The sequence below is a fragment of the Paraburkholderia sp. genome, assembly GCF_036488795.1.
In the GTDB taxonomy this organism is placed as follows: Bacteria; Pseudomonadota; Gammaproteobacteria; order Burkholderiales; family Burkholderiaceae; genus Paraburkholderia.
Window position 1 is genome coordinate 12,159 of record NZ_DASXHA010000103.1, and the last position, 15,377, is coordinate 27,535.

The window sequence follows — 15,377 nt, forward strand, 5'->3', positions numbered from 1 at the left end:
TGCATATGGGGACTTTGCAGCTGTCTCAAGGAGACCAACCGTGTGCGACCCTACCTTACCCTCTGCAGCACGCCGTCATCTCGTGCTCGCGGGCGCTGCATCCCTGACGCTCGCAGGCTTGCGCTCAAACGGCGCGCACGCCGCTGAAGAAGCCGGCGCCGGCGCGCCCAATGCCATCGCACCCGCCGACGCGCTCACCCGTCTGATGGACGGTAATGCGCGCTACGCCGCGAATGCCCCTTCCAACAAGGACTATTCCGCCGGACGTGCGAGCCGAGTGACCGCGCAGTATCCGATTGCCGCGATCGTCGGCTGCGCGGACTCGCGCGTCGCGCCGGAGCTGGCCTTCGATCAGGGCCCAGGCGACCTGTTCGTGGTGCGTGTCGCTGGAAATTTCGTCAACGAGGACGGACTCGCCAGCCTCGAGTACGGCGTGAAGTTTTTGGGCGTGCCGCTCATCATGGTGCTCGGCCACACCCACTGCGGCGCGGTCAGCGCCACGGTCGACGCGATCCAGAAGCACGTCGTGCTGCCGGGTCATTTGCCCGATCTGGTGCGCTCCATCAAACCCGCGGTGGCGATCGCCCAGTTGCACGGCGACGCCGATCTGAAAGAGCGCACCACGGTAGAGAACGTGCGGCTCAATGCAAACCGGTTGAGCGTGTCGAAGCCGCTCATTGGTCAATACGTGAAGGAGGGCAAAGTAAAAGTCGTGGGCGGCGTGTATGACCTTGCCACCGGCAAGGTGACGCTGTTGTGACGCGGACTACACCGCCGTCACGTAGCGCTCCGTGGGCGCTGCCACGCGTGGTGGCGGCGAGTCGAACACGGCGCGCATGCGTTTTACTTCATCCACCGGGCTTAGCCCGAACAGCCGTTTGAACTCGCGGCTGAACTGCGACGCGCTCTCATACCCGACACGCGCCGCAGCGGCGCCCGCATTCAAGCCGTCCTGCACCATCAGGAGTCGTGCGTGATGCAGCCGCGTGGTCTTCACGTATTGCATCGGCGAGGTGGATGTCACGCCCTTGAACTGCGCATGAAACACTGCGAGGCTCATCCCGGCCTCGCGCGCAAGCGTATCGACATCCAGTTCGCCCTGGTAATCGGCGTGGATGCGCCGTAATGCCTTCGCGATACGCCCGAAGTGATGCTGGTGGGTGAGCGCGGCGCGGATCGCGTCGCCCTGCTCGCCCGTCAGCACCCGGTAACAGATCTCGCGCATGATGGACGGTGCAAGAATGCGCGCGTCGAGCGGCGACGCCAGCGCTTCGAGCAAGCGCTGCACCGCATTGCTCATGCAAGCGTCGAGCGGCGTCGAATAGATCCCGCGCGGCTCCATATGCGTTGCGCCGTGCGTTTCGTTGAGCGCCATCAGCAATTCGGCCACCACGGTCAGATCGACGCGCACCGAAATACCGAGAAACGGTTCTTCGACACTCGCCTCGGTTTCGCATTCGAAGGGCAACGGCACCGACAGCACCAGATACTGCTGCGCATCGTACAGATAGGTCTGCTCGCCCAGATAGCCACGCTTGCGCCCCTGGCACACGATCACGATGCTCGGCTCGTAAAGGACCGGCCTGCGCGGCATGGGCCGGTTCGAGCGCATTAACTTGACGCCGTCCAGACACGACTGCGTGAAGCCCTCGGCGGGCGCCAGAATGTCGAAAAGTTCGACCATGCGCCGCTGCGCGGGGCTGATCGCGGCAGGAGAGGATTGAGTCGTTTGCATGACAAAGCCTGTCGATGAAGCAGAGAATAAGGCTTGAAATTTAGCACCAAACGGCCTATAGCGCTTGCACTCAGGAGAATTAGGCAAACCTTCGAGATATTCAGGTATTCCCCAGGTGCTCCCTGCCGCCTACGATGGGAACCCTGCCGGATCACCCATTTGCCTGTGCCGACCGCAGTGTTACCTAGCCGGTCGGCCTCCTTCGTGATCCCGGTCCCATTCAAGGGACGGCAGCCTCGGCGACCGCGCGTCGCCACCGCTGCCCCCTTGTGCACTTCACCCATTTGCCGGAGCCCCCATGACCACGACATACGCCTATGCCGCGCGCGAACCTCAATCGAAGCTCGCCCCATTCGAATTCAAGCGTCGCGAGCTGCGCGCCCATGACGTGCAGATGGAAGTCCTGTTTTGCGGGGTTTGCCATTCCGATCTGCATCAGGCCCGCAACGAATGGAAGAATTCGATCTACCCGGTGGTGCCGGGTCACGAAATCGTCGGCCGGGTGACGGCGGTAGGTCCTGACGTCACGAAGTACAAGGTCGGCGAACTGGTCGGCGTGGGCTGCCTCGTCGATTCGTGCCGCACCTGCCCGAGCTGCGAAGAAGGTCTCGAACAGTATTGTGAAAACGGCTGGGTCGGCACCTACAACGGCGCAGACCGCGAGACCGGCGAGATTACCTACGGCGGCTATTCGACCCAGCTGGTGGTCGACGAAGCCTTCACGCTGCGCGTGCCGAAGAACCTCGATCCGGCGGGCGTCGCACCGCTGCTGTGCGCCGGCATCACCACCTACTCGCCGCTGCGCACATGGGGCGCCGGTCCCGGCAAGAAGGTCGGCGTGGTCGGTCTGGGCGGACTCGGTCACATGGGCGTGAAGCTGGCCCGTGCGATGGGCGCGCATGTCGTGCTGTTCACGACCTCGCCGTCGAAGATCGAAGACGCGAAGCGCCTCGGAGCCCATGAGGTGGTGATCTCGAAGAATCAGGAAGAAATGGACGCGCATGCGAACAGTTTCGATCTGATCGTCAACACCGTGGCTGCGCAGCACGATCTGAATCCGTTCCTGAATCTGCTGCGCCGCGACGGCACCATGGCGCTGGTCGGCGCGCCCGAACACGATCACCCGTCGCCGCAGGTGTTCAACCTGATCATGAAGCGCCGCCGCCTTGCAGGTTCGCTGATCGGCGGCATTGCTGAAACGCAGGAAATGCTCGATTTCTGCGGCGAGCACGGTATTACATCGGACATCGAAATTATTCCGATGCAACAGATTAACGATGCGTATGAGCGCATGTTGAAGAGCGATGTGAAGTATCGCTTCGTCGTCGACCTCGACTCGCTCAGGCAGTAACTGCCGGTCGTTTTACCCAGGCTTTCATTCCGGTAGTTCCACAGGTCGTCACGCCGGTGGGCATCTCGCCCGCCAGCCGTGATGCACAGGCCGCGCCCGTTGCGGCGGCCTGCCCTGCTCCCGCCTCGCATCGTCGCGCCGACACGCCTCCCCTCGGGACGAGGTGAGTTGGCCGTACGTCCTTTTTTCGGTTGTCCCGTCTGACCAGGAGATTGCCCGTGATTGACCGTATTCAGGCGATGCGCACTTTTATCCGTATCGTCGATACCAATAGCTTTACACGCGCCGCGCAATCGCTCGACATGCCGCGCGCGACCGCGACCACGGTGGTGCAGAATCTGGAAGCGCTGCTCGGCACTGCGCTGCTGGTACGCACGACGCGGCGCCTGAGCCTCACGCCGGAAGGTGCTGCCTATTACGAACGTTGTTCGCAGATCCTGGCTGACATCGACGAGATGGAAGCCAGCCTGCGCCATGCGACCGACCAGTTGGCCGGCCGGCTGCGCGTCGAAATGCCGGGCGCGGTCGCGACCACGCTGGTGCTGCCTGCGCTCGACGATTTTCACGAGCGCTTTCCGAATATCGATCTCGCGATCGGTGTCAGCAACCGCCCGGTCGATCTGGTCGGCGAAGCGGTGGATTGCAGCATCCAGCTTGGCGATCTGCCTGATTCGGGGCTCGTGGCGCGCCGCCTCGGCACGCTCGATCACGTGACCTGCGCGAGCCCCGACTATCTCGGACGCTACGGCACGCCTGCGGAACTGGACAATCTGGCGGACCACGTGGCGGTCAACTGCATGTCGCCGCATAACGGACGCACGGTGGACTTCGATTTCGAAGTGGGTGGCAGCGCGCTGACCGTGAAGGTGAACGGCTTCGTGAAAGTGACTGACGAGCAGGCGTATCTGACGTGCGGCCTGGAAGGACTCGGGCTGATCCAGCCGGCTCGCATTGCCGCCCAACGGTACCTCGATTCGGGACAGCTGGTGGAAGTGTTGCCGCAGTGGAAACCGATGCCGACTCCGGTTTCCGTCGCGTATGTGAAAAGCCGGCGTGTGTCACCGCGCGTGCGAGCCTTCGTCGATTGGCTCGCGGTGCTGTTCGATCAGGCGGAGCATGTTCATCAGGACATGTCGCGCGTGCGGCAGTTGTTACGCGGGCTGCATCCGGCGTGAAGCCGGACGTAGTTCAGTCCGTAGAAGGTTGATCTCTGGCGCGCGCCTGGAGCAGGTCTGGCGCTGGTTACAGCAAGCGGCCCCGCCGGAAACGGCGAGGCCGCTTTGCGTTATAGGAGCGGTGCGGCCGCGTCGAGCATGATGCGGCAGAAGTAATCGGCGAAGCTGCGGCGCACGACGATCTCGAAGGTATCGTCGCTGAGGGGAACCAGTACGATCGACGCCTTGAAGTAGTGGCTCTGCGCGCACTGACCCGGCGCAAACACGCGCGGATGCAGATCGAGCGGACAACCGCGCGCAATCACGTCCCGCACTTTCGCGCCGCTCACTTCCAGCACCGTATAGCCGCTGCCGACATCCACCGCCGACGCAAACTGTCCCGCCAGTGCCTGCGTCAGCATGGCCTCGAGCGTCGCCGCCTGTTGCCCGTGCGAGCACACCAGCCATTCATCCGGGCCGAGCCACAGCACGTCATAGCCGATGCCGCGCGCCACGGTGTTTGGTTTCGCGGGCGGCCGGCAACCCGTCACGCTTTCGACGGCACCCGCGAACGCCGCGTCCGCGGCATCACCCCGCAGATTCACGAGATCGCGAAACGGTCGTTCGCTCAACTGAAATTCTTTCGATGCCCCCGCCTGATGCCTCTTCAGCAGATCGCGCGCACCCACCAGCGGCGACTCTTGCCACACGTCCCCAGCGGCACGTTGCACGATGGCCGAAGCCGCATCCAACGCGCTGCCCGATGCTTCATTCCCCATGTTGACGCGCTCCTTCGGTGTCGTAGAAAAGCGGGCTGGCGATCTTCGCCGCGATCTGTTTGCCGCTCGCAAGCGGAATCGTGACACGCTGGCCCATCCTGTCGAAGCCGCCTTTGATGAGGGCGAGCGCGATCGAGCGCTGCAAAACGGGGCTGTAATAGCTCGACGTGACGTGTCCGAGCATGGGCGCCATGTCGCCGGAGAACGGCCCTGCTACGACCTGACTGCCTTCCGGAATCACGCACGAGGCATCGTCGGACAACAAACCCACGAACTGCTTGCGGCCTTCTCTCGCGGTGTCGGAACGTGTCAGTGAACGCTTGCCGAGGAAGTCCTTCGACTTTGCCACCAGTCCACCCATGCCGAGATCAAACGGCGTGAGCGAACCATCGGTATCCTGCCCGACGATGATGTAGCCCTTCTCCGCGCGCAACACGTGCATGGTCTGCGTGCCGTATGGCGTGATGCCGAACCCGGCGCCGGCGGCCATCAATGCTTCCCAGACCGCGCGGCCCAGATTGGCCGGCACATTCACTTCGTAGGCCAGCTCGCCCGAGAAGCTGATGCGCATCACGCGCGCCTTGACGCCCGCCACGGTCCCCTCGCGATACGACATGAAGGGAAACGCGGCGTTGGTGAAGTCGATATCGCTGCAGACCATTTGCAGCACCTTGCGGCTCTTCGGACCCGCAACGGCGAAAGTCGCCCAATGATCCGTCACCGAAGCAAGCCGCACCTTCAGATTGGGCCAGCCGGTTTGCAACCAGCGCTCCAGCCATGTGAGAACGCGTGCGGCACCGCCGGTCGTGGTGGTCATCAGGTAGCGCTGTTCGCTCAGGCGCACGGTGACGCCGTCGTCGAACACCATGCCGTTTTCGTCCAGCATCAGCCCATAACGGCATCTGCCGACTTCGAGCTTGCTCCACGCATTCGTGTAGACCCAGTTGAGCAGTTGCGCGGCATCGGGGCCCTGAATGTCGATCTTGCCGAGCGTCGACGCATCCAGAATGCCCACTTCGTTGCGCACCGCGAGGCATTCGCGCACGACCGCCGCGTGCCGGTCTTCGCCCTGCTTCGGGTAGTACCACGGACGTTTCCAGTTGCCCACGTCTTCGAACGCCGCGCCGTTTTCGACATGCCATTCATGCACACAGGTCTTGCGGATCGGCTCGAACAGGTCACCCAGTTCGCGCCCGGCGAAGCTGCCGAACGAGACCGGTGTGTAGTTCGGACGGAATGTCGTGGTGCCGGTTTCGGCGATCGACTTGCCGAGCGCGCCGGCGAGTATCGCCATCCCGTTGATGTTGCCAAGCTTGCCCTGATCGGTGCCGAAACCCATCGCCGTATAGCGCTTAACGTGTTCGACGGATTCGAAACCTTCGCGTGCGGCGAGCAGAATGTCCGCAGCGGACACGTCGTTCTGAAAGTCGACGAATTGCAGCGGGCCGCGCGCCGCCGCTTCACGGCTGCCCACCAGCCACAGCGGCAACATCGGCGCTTGTGCGATCTCGACGAGGTCAGGCACCGTGGGACGCATCACATTGAAGCCCGTAGCCCTGGCCGCTTCGACGCCTGCGCTCACCGCCTGGCGCAGCCCGCGCGCGAGGCTGAATTCGCCCGCCGCGGCACCGATGCTGGTTTGCGCCTGCACCGCCTTGCCCGGCACGAAACACAGCGTGTCGTCGTTCCACTGGGCGGTGCCGCCCGACTGCGCAAACAGATGCAGCACCGGACTCCAGCCGCCGGACACTGCCAGCAGATCGCAGCTCAGACCCGGCTGTTTTGCAGCGACCTTGCCGTCCGCACAAGCGGACACTTCGACGGATGCCACCCGCAGTTTACCGTTCGCCGTCGTCACGACAGCGTTGTTCAGCACGTTGATACCGTGACGCCGCGCCGCGGCGGGCAACGTCCCACTCGAGAGCGCGCGCGGATCGATCACCGTGACTTGCGCGCCGCTCGTCTTCAGATCGAGCGCACACTGATAGCCGCCGTCGTTGTTGGTGAACACCACCGCTGCGCGGCCCGGCAATACGCCATAGCGATGGATATAAGCCGACACGGCCGCGGCGAGCATCACGCCGGGCAGATCGTTGTTACCGAATACCAATGGACGTTCGTGCGCACCGGTGGCGAGGATCACGCGTTTCGCGCGAATCTTCCACAGCAATTCACGCGTGCCCTGTCTCATCGACACCGGCAGATGGTCCGTCAAACGCTGCGTCACGGTGACGAAGTTGTGATCGTGGTAGCCAAACGCGGTGCTGCGGCAAAGCATCTGCACCTCCGGCATCTGCCGCAGTTCGGCCTCGATTTTGGCGACCCATTGCAAGGCGGAGCGGCCGTCGAACTCCGCGGGGTACGACAACAGACTGCCGCCCGGTTCGCGCTGATCGTCGACCAGAATTACGCGCGCGCCCGCGAGACCCGCAGCATGCGCCGCCGCGAGGCCGGTCGGACCGGCGCCGACCACCAGCACGTCGCAATGCGCAAAACACTTGTCGTAGCGCTCAGCATCCGGCGTGTCCGGCGCGTTGCCGAGACCGGCTGCCTGACGGATCCGGTCTTCGTACTTCGGCCACCATTTGCGCGGCCACATGAAGGTCTTGTAGTAGAAACCGGCCGGCAGAAAGCGCGAAAACTTCTGGTTGATCGCCATGCGGTCGTGTTCGAGACCTGGCTGCGCATTCACACTGGTGGCCACCAGTCCCTCATACAACTCCACTTCCGTGGCGCGTGCATTGGGCACCGTATAGGCGCCGCGCTCGAGTTGCACGACGGCGTTGGGCTCTTCGACACCTGCGGCGACGATTCCACGCGGACGGTGGTACCTGAAGCTACGCGCAACGAAATGCACGCCGTTTGCAAGCAGCGCGGAAGCCAGCGTGTCGCCCTGAAATCCCTGATACGTGCGGCCATTGAACGTGAAGGCGAGCGGGATCTCGCGATTGATACGCCCACCCGTGCGGAGGCGGTCTTTCTGGCTCATTGCCTGTCGCCCTCTTGCGCTCCGGAGCTTGCAGAGCCGGCAGCGTTCGTAGAGGTAGAGGCCACGCCATCAAAGGTTTCATAGCCGAGAAACTGATAGGAAACCGTATCGCGCGTCGCCTTGAACCAGCGGCGGCAACCCTGGGTATGCAGCCACTGCTCACGGTGCACACCGCGCGGGTTCTTGCGCATGAACAGATAGTCGCCCCAGTCCTTGTCGCTGAGCAATCCCGCTTCCGGCGGACGGGCGATATCGGCTTCGCCGCCGCACGAGAATTCGGATTCGGCGCGCGGTCCGCACCACGGACATTCGATCAGCAACATGTGTCTCTCCTGTCGACCGGAGTTCGCGCTTTCGGCATGCTACTTTGATCGCATGCAGAGCGCCGACTCGGGTTCCACGCAATTCTTTGCGTTGCGTACGTTAGTGGGCAACCCCGGCAGCGCCGTGTTCATCGATCAGATGGCCGCTATAAAAACGCTCCAGCGAAAACGGCGCATTCAACGGATGCGGCTCGTCCTTTGCGATGGTGTGCGCGAATACCCAACCGGACCCTGGGGTCGCCTTGAAACCACCTGTGCCCCAGCCGCAGTTGAAATAGAGACCTTTCACGTCGGTCTTGCAGATGATCGGACACGCATCCGGCGACACATCCACAATGCCGCCCCACTGCCGGTTCATCCGCACGCGCGAGAACACCGGAAACATTTCGACAATCGCTTCCAGGGTGCCTTCAATGATATTGAAGCTGCCGCGTTGACCGAAGCCCGTGTATTGATCGATGCCCGCGCCGATCACCAGATCGCCCTTGTCGGACTGGCTGATGTACGCGTGCACCGCATTCGACATGATCACCGTGTTGAGCACCGGCTTGATCGGCTCGGAGACGAGTGCCTGCAACGGATGGCTTTCCAGTGGCAAACGCACCCCGGCCATATCGGCCAGCGTCGACGTGTTGCCCGCGGCGACCACGGCCACTTTCTTCGCTTTGATATAACCCTTCACGGTATCGACGCCGGTCACCGCGCCGCCGTTGCGGCGAATGCCGGTGACCGGGCAGTTCTGGACGATGTCGACGCCATACTGGTCCGCACCGCGCGCAAAACCCCACGCCACCGCGTCGTGACGCGCCACCCCGCCGCGCCTCTGAATGGAGGCTCCCAGCACCGGATAACGGCTGTTGAGGTTGAGCGTCGGTTCGATTGCCTTGATCTGTTCCGGCGTGAGGAACTCGGCATCCACGCCATTCAGGCGGTTTGCGTTGACACGGCGCGCGGTATCGCGCATCTCCTGCAGCGTATGCGCGAGATTGAGCACGCCGCGCTGGCTGAACATCACGTTGTAGTTGAGCTCTTGCGCCAGGCTCTCCCATAGCTTCAAGGCCTTCTCATACAGCGCGGCCGATTCGTCCCACAGATAATTCGAACGCACGATGGTCGTATTGCGCGCCGTATTGCCGCCGCCGATCCAGCCCTTCTCGAGAACCGCGATATTGCGCACGCCATGCTCTTTCGCAAGATAGTAAGCAGTGGCAAGACCATGTCCGCCGCCGCCGACGATCACCACGTCGTATTCCTGCTTTGGCTGCGGGCTCCTCCACTGCCGCTCCCAGTTCTCGTGATGCGACAGCCCGTTGCGCAACAAACTGAATATCGAATAGCGGCTCATGGGTGGGCCCCTTGCAGGTTGGGCATTCGACGACGTTCACGGCGAGACCGGCAACCGTCGTCGACGAGACGTTGCCGCGACGATCAGACGCAAACAGCGTCGAAATATTAACCCGCAAGGCCCAATAACAACAAAGGCGGCCCGATCCAGCGGCCGCCTTTGCAACGCATTACTCCAACTTGCCAGTCAGACTGGCTACGACTCTTCCGCCCATACCTCGTTTTCGCGCGAGATCAGCGTGGTCGAAGCCGACGGACCAAACGTGCCGGCCGTGTAGTTGCGCGGCCGCTCGCCCGACTTCTGCCAGCCATCGAGGATCGGTTCCGCCCATGCCCATGCGGCTTCCAGTTCGTCGCGGCGCATGAAGTGCGTGAGACGTCCGCGAATCACGTCGATCAGCAAACGCTCATACGCTTCCGCACGACGCTCCGTGAATGCCTGCTGCAGGTCGAGGTTCAGGTTCACCGGCAGCATATGCATGCCGCTACCCGGTTCCTTCGCGAGCATTTGCAGCTGGATCGATTCTTCCGGCTGCAACTGGATTACCAGACGGTTACCGTAGTGGCGCGGACCGCTCGGGATGATCGAGAACGGCAGCTCGGAGAATTCAATCACGATCTCCGACACCTTCTTCTGCATACGCTTGCCTGTGCGCAGGAAGAACGGCACGTTGGCCCAGCGCCAGTTGTTGATCTGCGCGCGCAACGCGACGAAGGTTTCCGCGCGGCTGTTCGGCGGCACGTTGTCTTCTTCGAGGTAGCCCTTCACTGCTTCGCCGTTCACCGCGCCGGCTGTGTACTGGCCGCGCACCGTGTCGCGTGCGATGTCTTCGGGCGTCATGGGACGCAGCGAGCGCAGCACCTTGAGCTTCTCGTCGCGCACCGCATCCGGATGGAGCGAGACCGGCGGTTCCATCGCAACGATGCACAGCAACTGCAGCAAGTGGTTCTGCACCATATCGCGCAGCGCGCCGGTTTTGTCGTAGAAGCCCGCGCGGCTGCCCACGCCGACCGTTTCCGCCACCGTAATCTGCACGCTCTTGATGTACGGCGCCTGCCACAGCGGCCCGAAAATCGCGTTGCCGAAGCGCAGCACCATCAGGTTCTGCACCGTTTCCTTACCGAGGTAATGGTCGATCCGGTAGATCTGCGCTTCATCGAAATGCTGGCCAACTGCGGTGTTGATTTCCTGCGCCGACGCCAGATCGTGGCCCAGCGGTTTTTCCAGCACCACGCGCGAATGCTCGTCGATCAGAGCCGCCGCCGAGAGGTTGTCGCAAATAGTGGTGAACAGGTCCGGCGAAGTGGCCAGATAGAACACGCGCCGCACGCCCGGGCGCGAGGCCTCTTTCAGGCGCTGATAGTCTTCGACCGAATCCACGTCCATGCGTACGTACTCGAACAGCGCGAGGAATTTGTCCCACGCGGCGGCCTCGAACGCTTTCTTTTCGATGAAGGGCTTCGCCTTCAATTCCATGAATTCCCTGATGTATTCTTCACGCGACCACGGCTTGCGGCCAATCGTGAGAATGCGGGTTTCCGGCGGCAGATTGCAGTGCAGATGCGCCATATAGAGCGCAGGCAGCAACTTTCGAAACGACAGGTCGCCGGTGCCGCCGAAGATGATCATGTCGAGCGGCAGGTCGGGTGTGGCAGAAGCGTGTTGAGTAATCATAGCGCGGTCGCACCGTCGTAATAGGCGTCAGTCAAGGGCAAAAATGCCGGGCAGCCGGCATTTTCCGGCAAACGTCTATGGTGCAACGTTTTTGGATTGTTTGCACGCCGGTGTGCATGACAGCGTCGAACGGTCGTGCTTTCAGTTGCGGCCAAGCGCGTGGCGTGCTACCCGGCAGGCGGCCAGATCCCACGCCGCGCAGCCGACGCTTTTGAACAGAACCGGCGTGCTCGCAGCGGGCAGTGCCGCTGAGGCATCCGCTATCGACGAGATGCCCGTCACATGGGTCCAATCCACATCGGCCTGGATGAAATCGCCCGCTTCGTGCTGCGCGCCGGCCAGATCGTCGACGTAGAGCGCGCTGCCGTGCACCGTGCGCGCGCCGATCTCCAGCATGGCCGGCGTAAAGGCGCCCACGCCGATCACCAGACGCTCCGCGCGCGGCGCTTCGTCATAGACGGCCCGACGGCTGGTGGTGAGAGCGATCACCACATCCACGGCGTCCGGCACTTGCGCAGTCGTCAATGGCTGCACACTGCGCGCCTTGCCGCGCTGCGCGGCGCAAAACGCCTCTGCCCTGGCGAGCGAGCTGCCCTGCACGTGCACCTGTGCATCCGGGAACAGTTCACCGATCGCCTCCAGATGATTCGCGGCCTGGGTGCCGGTGCCGATCAGCAGAAACTCGCGCGCGGCGCTTTTGCCCGATGCGCCGCCCTTGAAGGTCTGCACGCCGAGCATCGACATGGCGGCCGTGCGCCGGCCAGTGACGGTCGGGCCGTCGAGAATGAACAGCGTCGCGCCGGTGTCCGCGTCGAAGGCCATCACCTGGCCGTGGATAGTCGGCAAGCCGCGCGGGCCGTTCGCCGGACACACGTTCACCAGCTTGTGGATGCCGAGATCCGGCGCGGTGGCCGGCATGGACAGCATGATGCCGCCGTCGTTCAGCGGCACGACGAGGCGCTCCGGGCTCAGGATGCGTTGCTGCGCGTAATCGACGGACGCGGTCTTCAATGCGTCGACGAGTTCTGCATAAGGCGTGAGCCGCGCGGTCGCGGCGGCATCGAAAATCGGTGTGGTCTGCTGGGTCATGGATCTGATTTCTCGGTAGGCCTGGGCCATTGAGGCCTGGGCCATTGGGGCTGGGACTTTTGGGGCCTTGTCTGTCCGCACCCGGCGCGACGGCCGAGAGCGCCTGTCCGCAGCCCTCAGGGCAAAATGTAGACCAGCCTTGGTGACACAGCAACCGCGCGGCGTGACGAACTGTCCGGGCACCGGCTGATCTACGAGGCCATGGTGGGCGGCGATGCAGATGCGGCGGCCTTCCATGTCGAGCAGCACATCATACGGGTGCGCCGCGATATTGCGCCGAAGCAGGCATCAATCCGACCTGGGCGGGTTGCCTTCGCCCGGCTGATCGGTCGAATGCCGGCCTTGCTTGAACATCGCGCGGCAGCCCGGGCTCAATTGATTGACGTGCTGCTTCATGCAGGCGGTGATCTTGTCCGTGTCCGGAATCTCGGCGCTGCAAAAGTGGAGCGCGTCGCCGCGGCAGGCTTTTTCCTCGTCGTCTCGGCTGGCGGCGTGCGCCGCGCTGACCGCCGCCAGGGCAAGGCAGCTCGTGGCGATCAGGGTTCGTGCTCGGTTCATGGCGGCTCCCGTCGGCAAGTCGATCAAGGGCTGATACAAAGCCGCTCCTCAGGACTCCAGCGAAACATTTGCTGCACCGCACATCAGCATTTTTGAAACGCTTATACTCGTTTCAACTTAGGTATTAACCCTGGCGAGGCACAGCAATGTCCAATCCATCCGCTTCATCCCACGTCGCCAGTTCCACCGCGCGGGCCATGCCGCTTTCGCTGAGGACAACGATCCGCCGCATTGCACGCTTGATGTGGCGTTCCTATGAGCGTCACAGCCTGTATCAGGTCATGCTGGCGGCCGGTCACGACGAAGACGCTCCGGACGATCTCGCTCTGCGTGCCCGTCGTGGCGGCCAGCACTGAGCGGCGCTGCACGCGCCGCTCATCTGCCCCTGAGCAGAAATCGGGCCTGGCAGGCTGACCAGGATGTCTAGCGGGACGCTCGCCTGAGCGTCATGCCGCGTCCCGCGTAAAAACGTTCTACCGTGGCGAAGGGCAGATAGACATCGGCCTGGTATGGCGCCACGCCCGACGGGTTGTGAAACCAGATGCCGTCGCGATCCCGCCCGTGCAGCAGGATCAGATGCCCGCCACGTTGCGCGTTCGGTTCGTCCGGACGACGGATTTCCGGGCTCACCGAAATGATCGCCAGCGTGTCGGCGTCGATACGGCCGGCAATCTCCTCCAGCCCCACTTCCGGCAAAACCTCCACCTGCAAACCGAACGCGCTCTGCGCCCAGCCGGCAAACGGACGGTAGATCAGACCGTCGACGCCGCCATCCTCGCGCATCCGGTAGACCTCATGACGCAGCGCTTCGTCGAGCAGGCAAGCGCGCGGCGCATGCCCGATGTCCCAGAAGTCCAGTGCCGATTCGAGGCAGGTCAGGCCGCACAGACGCGGCGCCCAGAAACGATAGTGATCAGGTTCGGTAAAGCCGGTGCGTTGCCAGGTGGGATCGGCGCAGGGGTCGGCGTCGTCTTCGACGATGGCCCGCACCCATTGCGGGCTGCCCCATTGCGAGTAGTACGGTACGCCGGTGTGACGGACGGTATGGTTTTTCGTGGCGGTCATCTGTGAAGTGAAGGGCAATGCATGGCAGACGGAATTCGCCTGGAAAGCGCAGTGGCGAAACAAGGTCGCGCAATCTTCGCAGGCCTGCGAGGCGCGTGCAATCCCGTGCCGCCCGGAGCAGGCCTCGCGAGCAACGCCACAAAAAACCGCAGTGGATCACATTTGATTACAGGTGAGTGCTGTTTTCCTCGGTAAAATGCCGAACATGTAACGGGGACGGCTGAAGCGACGAATCTGCCGGGGTTGCCTCAAACGGCATCGCCAAAGCAGGCACGCGGCGACTGCACGAAAGCAGCAACGCCGCATTTTTTTGCTGTACATTTGCTCTCCCAGCGTGGCCGGTCGGCTCGCAAGCAGACGGCGCCCAGACAGCGCCGTCAAGTCTTATCGCGTCCTTCACCAGATAGCATTTTTATAAAGACCGGACCTCCACGCAGCATGGCCAACGAAGCAACCTCACCTGACTCCATCGCAGTCGCGGAACGCGTGCGCGAGTTGATGAGCCGTCACGGCATCGGTAAACGGCAGCAGACCACGGAGCTGTGCCGCATTCTCGATCTGAGTTTTTCGCAGGGACACCGCAAACTGCGCGGCAATAGCCCGTGGACCCTGTCACAGATCAAAAAAGTCGCCGAGGTATTCGGCGAACCCGCGGCGCAACTGTTCGGCGCGCAATCGCTCGACCCGGGCATGGTGGGCGCCATCGCCCAGGAAGCGGTGTTTTCCATCGGCACATTCGAAGTCGCCTGCACGGCCTGGGTCGGGGCGGCACTTGAGCCCGGCAGCCGCCCCGAATTCGTCGCCTACTGCAAACAGGGGCAATGGCGCGTGACACGGCATGACGGCGCGCTCTATCAAAGCGCCTATGAAGTTCACAAGATCGAGATTTATCCGCGTCGTGCGGAGGCGGACAAACCGCTGATCGCGGTTGTCGACGACGACCAGGCCTCCGCCGACAACCTGCGTGACTATCTGGAGCGCAGCGGTTTCGCGGCGGTGGCTATCTACGGTCTGTCGGCTTTCGTCGATCAGTTGCAGACCCAGGTATTCGATGGGGTGGTGATCGACTGGCTGTTCGGCAATCAGACATCTGCCGCGGCCATTCGCACGGTGCGTGCGTCGGAAAACCCGGACGCGCCGGTCTTCGTGCTGACCGGCGAACTGCTGACCGGCAAGGCCAGCGAATCGGAGATCAGCGAGATCATTCGCAATTACAACGTGGCGTGCTACGAGAAACCGGCCCGTATGGGCATTCTGGTCGCGGATCTGTCGAAGCGGCTGAATCGGGCTTGATGCGTGCCTGAGGCGGGCTTGA

The 15,377-nt window shown here is 62.9% G+C and carries 14 protein-coding genes and 1 pseudogene; 6 read left to right on the forward strand and 9 right to left on the reverse strand.

What is annotated here, in order from left to right:
* Nucleotides 1–40 precede the first annotated feature (40 nt).
* Nucleotides 41–760, forward strand: coding sequence for a carbonic anhydrase (locus VGH41_RS14935; protein ID WP_331598238.1), 720 nt, complete (start codon nt 41–43; stop codon nt 758–760).
* Nucleotides 761–766: 6 nt separating this feature from the next.
* Here VGH41_RS14935 and VGH41_RS14940 read toward each other — a convergent pair whose 3' ends face one another.
* Nucleotides 767–1,735, reverse strand: coding sequence for an AraC family transcriptional regulator (locus VGH41_RS14940; RefSeq protein ID WP_331598239.1), 969 nt, complete (start codon nt 1,733–1,735; stop codon nt 767–769).
* Nucleotides 1,736–2,033: 298 nt separating this feature from the next.
* Here VGH41_RS14940 and VGH41_RS14945 point away from each other — a divergent pair, with 298 nt between their 5' ends.
* Both VGH41_RS14945 and VGH41_RS14950 read left to right on the forward strand, forming a co-directional pair.
* Entirely contained in the window at nt 2,034–3,086 is a 1,053-nt protein-coding gene (locus tag VGH41_RS14945) for an NAD(P)-dependent alcohol dehydrogenase (RefSeq protein WP_331598240.1), read from the forward strand.
* 218 nt (nt 3,087–3,304) lie between these two features.
* Nucleotides 3,305–4,261 carry a LysR family transcriptional regulator gene (locus VGH41_RS14950; RefSeq protein ID WP_331598241.1) on the forward strand — a complete coding sequence of 319 codons (957 nt, stop codon included), beginning with the start codon at nt 3,305–3,307 and terminating at the stop codon, nt 4,259–4,261.
* A gap of 110 nt (nt 4,262–4,371) precedes the next feature.
* On the opposite strand, the gene VGH41_RS14955 is transcribed toward VGH41_RS14950, so the two are convergent.
* The 6 genes from VGH41_RS14955 to lhpI all read right to left on the reverse strand — a co-directional run bounded on the left by VGH41_RS14955 (nt 4,372) and on the right by lhpI (nt 12,439).
* Nucleotides 4,372–5,019, reverse strand: coding sequence for a sarcosine oxidase subunit gamma (locus VGH41_RS14955; RefSeq protein WP_331598242.1), 648 nt, complete (start codon nt 5,017–5,019; stop codon nt 4,372–4,374).
* Nucleotides 5,009–8,008, reverse strand: coding sequence for a sarcosine oxidase subunit alpha family protein (locus tag VGH41_RS14960; RefSeq protein ID WP_331598243.1), 3,000 nt, complete (start codon nt 8,006–8,008; stop codon nt 5,009–5,011). The genes VGH41_RS14955 and VGH41_RS14960 overlap by 11 nt, the downstream gene beginning before the upstream one ends.
* Nucleotides 8,005–8,331 carry a sarcosine oxidase subunit delta gene (locus VGH41_RS14965; RefSeq protein ID WP_331598244.1) on the reverse strand — a complete coding sequence of 109 codons (327 nt, stop codon included), beginning with the start codon at nt 8,329–8,331 and terminating at the stop codon, nt 8,005–8,007. Before VGH41_RS14965 ends, VGH41_RS14960 begins: the two co-directional genes overlap by 4 nt.
* A 100-nt stretch (nt 8,332–8,431) precedes the next feature.
* Nucleotides 8,432–9,676 carry a sarcosine oxidase subunit beta family protein gene (locus tag VGH41_RS14970; protein WP_331598245.1) on the reverse strand — a complete coding sequence of 415 codons (1,245 nt, stop codon included), beginning with the start codon at nt 9,674–9,676 and terminating at the stop codon, nt 8,432–8,434.
* Nucleotides 9,677–9,871: 195 nt separating this feature from the next.
* Nucleotides 9,872–11,350: a glucose-6-phosphate dehydrogenase gene (gene zwf / locus VGH41_RS14975; protein ID WP_331598246.1), complete on the reverse strand. Its 1,479-nt coding sequence runs from the start codon at nt 11,348–11,350 to the stop codon at nt 9,872–9,874.
* A 141-nt stretch (nt 11,351–11,491) separates the two neighbouring features.
* Nucleotides 11,492–12,439, reverse strand: coding sequence for a bifunctional Delta(1)-pyrroline-2-carboxylate/Delta(1)-piperideine-2-carboxylate reductase (lhpI, locus tag VGH41_RS14980; protein ID WP_331598247.1), 948 nt, complete (start codon nt 12,437–12,439; stop codon nt 11,492–11,494).
* 171 nt (nt 12,440–12,610) lie between these two features.
* Here lhpI and VGH41_RS14985 point away from each other — a divergent pair.
* Nucleotides 12,611–12,721 (forward strand): annotated as a pseudogene (locus VGH41_RS14985) (GntR family transcriptional regulator); the annotation flags it as partial.
* Between the two features lie 6 nt (nt 12,722–12,727).
* On the opposite strand, the gene VGH41_RS14990 reads toward VGH41_RS14985, so the two are convergent.
* Nucleotides 12,728–13,036, reverse strand: a complete 309-nt coding sequence (locus tag VGH41_RS14990) for a hypothetical protein (protein WP_414696659.1) — start codon at nt 13,034–13,036, stop codon at nt 12,728–12,730.
* Between the two features lie 107 nt (nt 13,037–13,143).
* Here VGH41_RS14990 and VGH41_RS14995 point away from each other — a divergent pair, with 107 nt between their 5' ends.
* Nucleotides 13,144–13,353 carry a hypothetical protein gene (locus VGH41_RS14995; RefSeq protein ID WP_331598248.1) on the forward strand — a complete coding sequence of 70 codons (210 nt, stop codon included), beginning with the start codon at nt 13,144–13,146 and terminating at the stop codon, nt 13,351–13,353.
* 67 nt (nt 13,354–13,420) lie between these two features.
* On the opposite strand, the gene VGH41_RS15000 is transcribed toward VGH41_RS14995, so the two are convergent.
* Entirely contained in the window at nt 13,421–14,062 is a 642-nt protein-coding gene (locus VGH41_RS15000) for a C39 family peptidase (RefSeq protein WP_331598249.1), read from the reverse strand.
* A 438-nt stretch (nt 14,063–14,500) separates the two neighbouring features.
* Between VGH41_RS15000 and VGH41_RS15005 the strand changes: the two genes are divergently transcribed.
* Nucleotides 14,501–15,355, forward strand: a complete 855-nt coding sequence (locus VGH41_RS15005) for a helix-turn-helix domain-containing protein (protein WP_331598250.1) — start codon at nt 14,501–14,503, stop codon at nt 15,353–15,355.
* The last annotated feature ends 22 nt before the right edge of the window (nt 15,356–15,377 follow it).

Coding starts and splice junctions, on each gene's coding strand:
- VGH41_RS14945 (WP_331598240.1), top strand. CDS start 2,034: ATGACCACGACATACGCCTATGCCGCGCGCGAACCTCAATCGAAGCTC.
- VGH41_RS14955 (WP_331598242.1), bottom strand. CDS start 5,019: ATGGGGAATGAAGCATCGGGCAGCGCGTTGGATGCGGCTTCGGCCATC.
- VGH41_RS15000 (WP_331598249.1), bottom strand. CDS start 14,062: ATGACCGCCACGAAAAACCATACCGTCCGTCACACCGGCGTACCGTAC.
- lhpI (WP_331598247.1), bottom strand. CDS start 12,439: ATGACCCAGCAGACCACACCGATTTTCGATGCCGCCGCGACCGCGCGG.
- VGH41_RS14970 (WP_331598245.1), bottom strand. CDS start 9,676: ATGAGCCGCTATTCGATATTCAGTTTGTTGCGCAACGGGCTGTCGCAT.
- zwf (WP_331598246.1), bottom strand. CDS start 11,350: ATGATTACTCAACACGCTTCTGCCACACCCGACCTGCCGCTCGACATG.
- VGH41_RS14965 (WP_331598244.1), bottom strand. CDS start 8,331: ATGTTGCTGATCGAATGTCCGTGGTGCGGACCGCGCGCCGAATCCGAA.
- VGH41_RS14960 (WP_331598243.1), bottom strand. CDS start 8,008: ATGAGCCAGAAAGACCGCCTCCGCACGGGTGGGCGTATCAATCGCGAG.
- VGH41_RS14940 (WP_331598239.1), bottom strand. CDS start 1,735: ATGCAAACGACTCAATCCTCTCCTGCCGCGATCAGCCCCGCGCAGCGG.
- VGH41_RS15005 (WP_331598250.1), top strand. CDS start 14,501: ATGGCCAACGAAGCAACCTCACCTGACTCCATCGCAGTCGCGGAACGC.
- VGH41_RS14995 (WP_331598248.1), top strand. CDS start 13,144: ATGTCCAATCCATCCGCTTCATCCCACGTCGCCAGTTCCACCGCGCGG.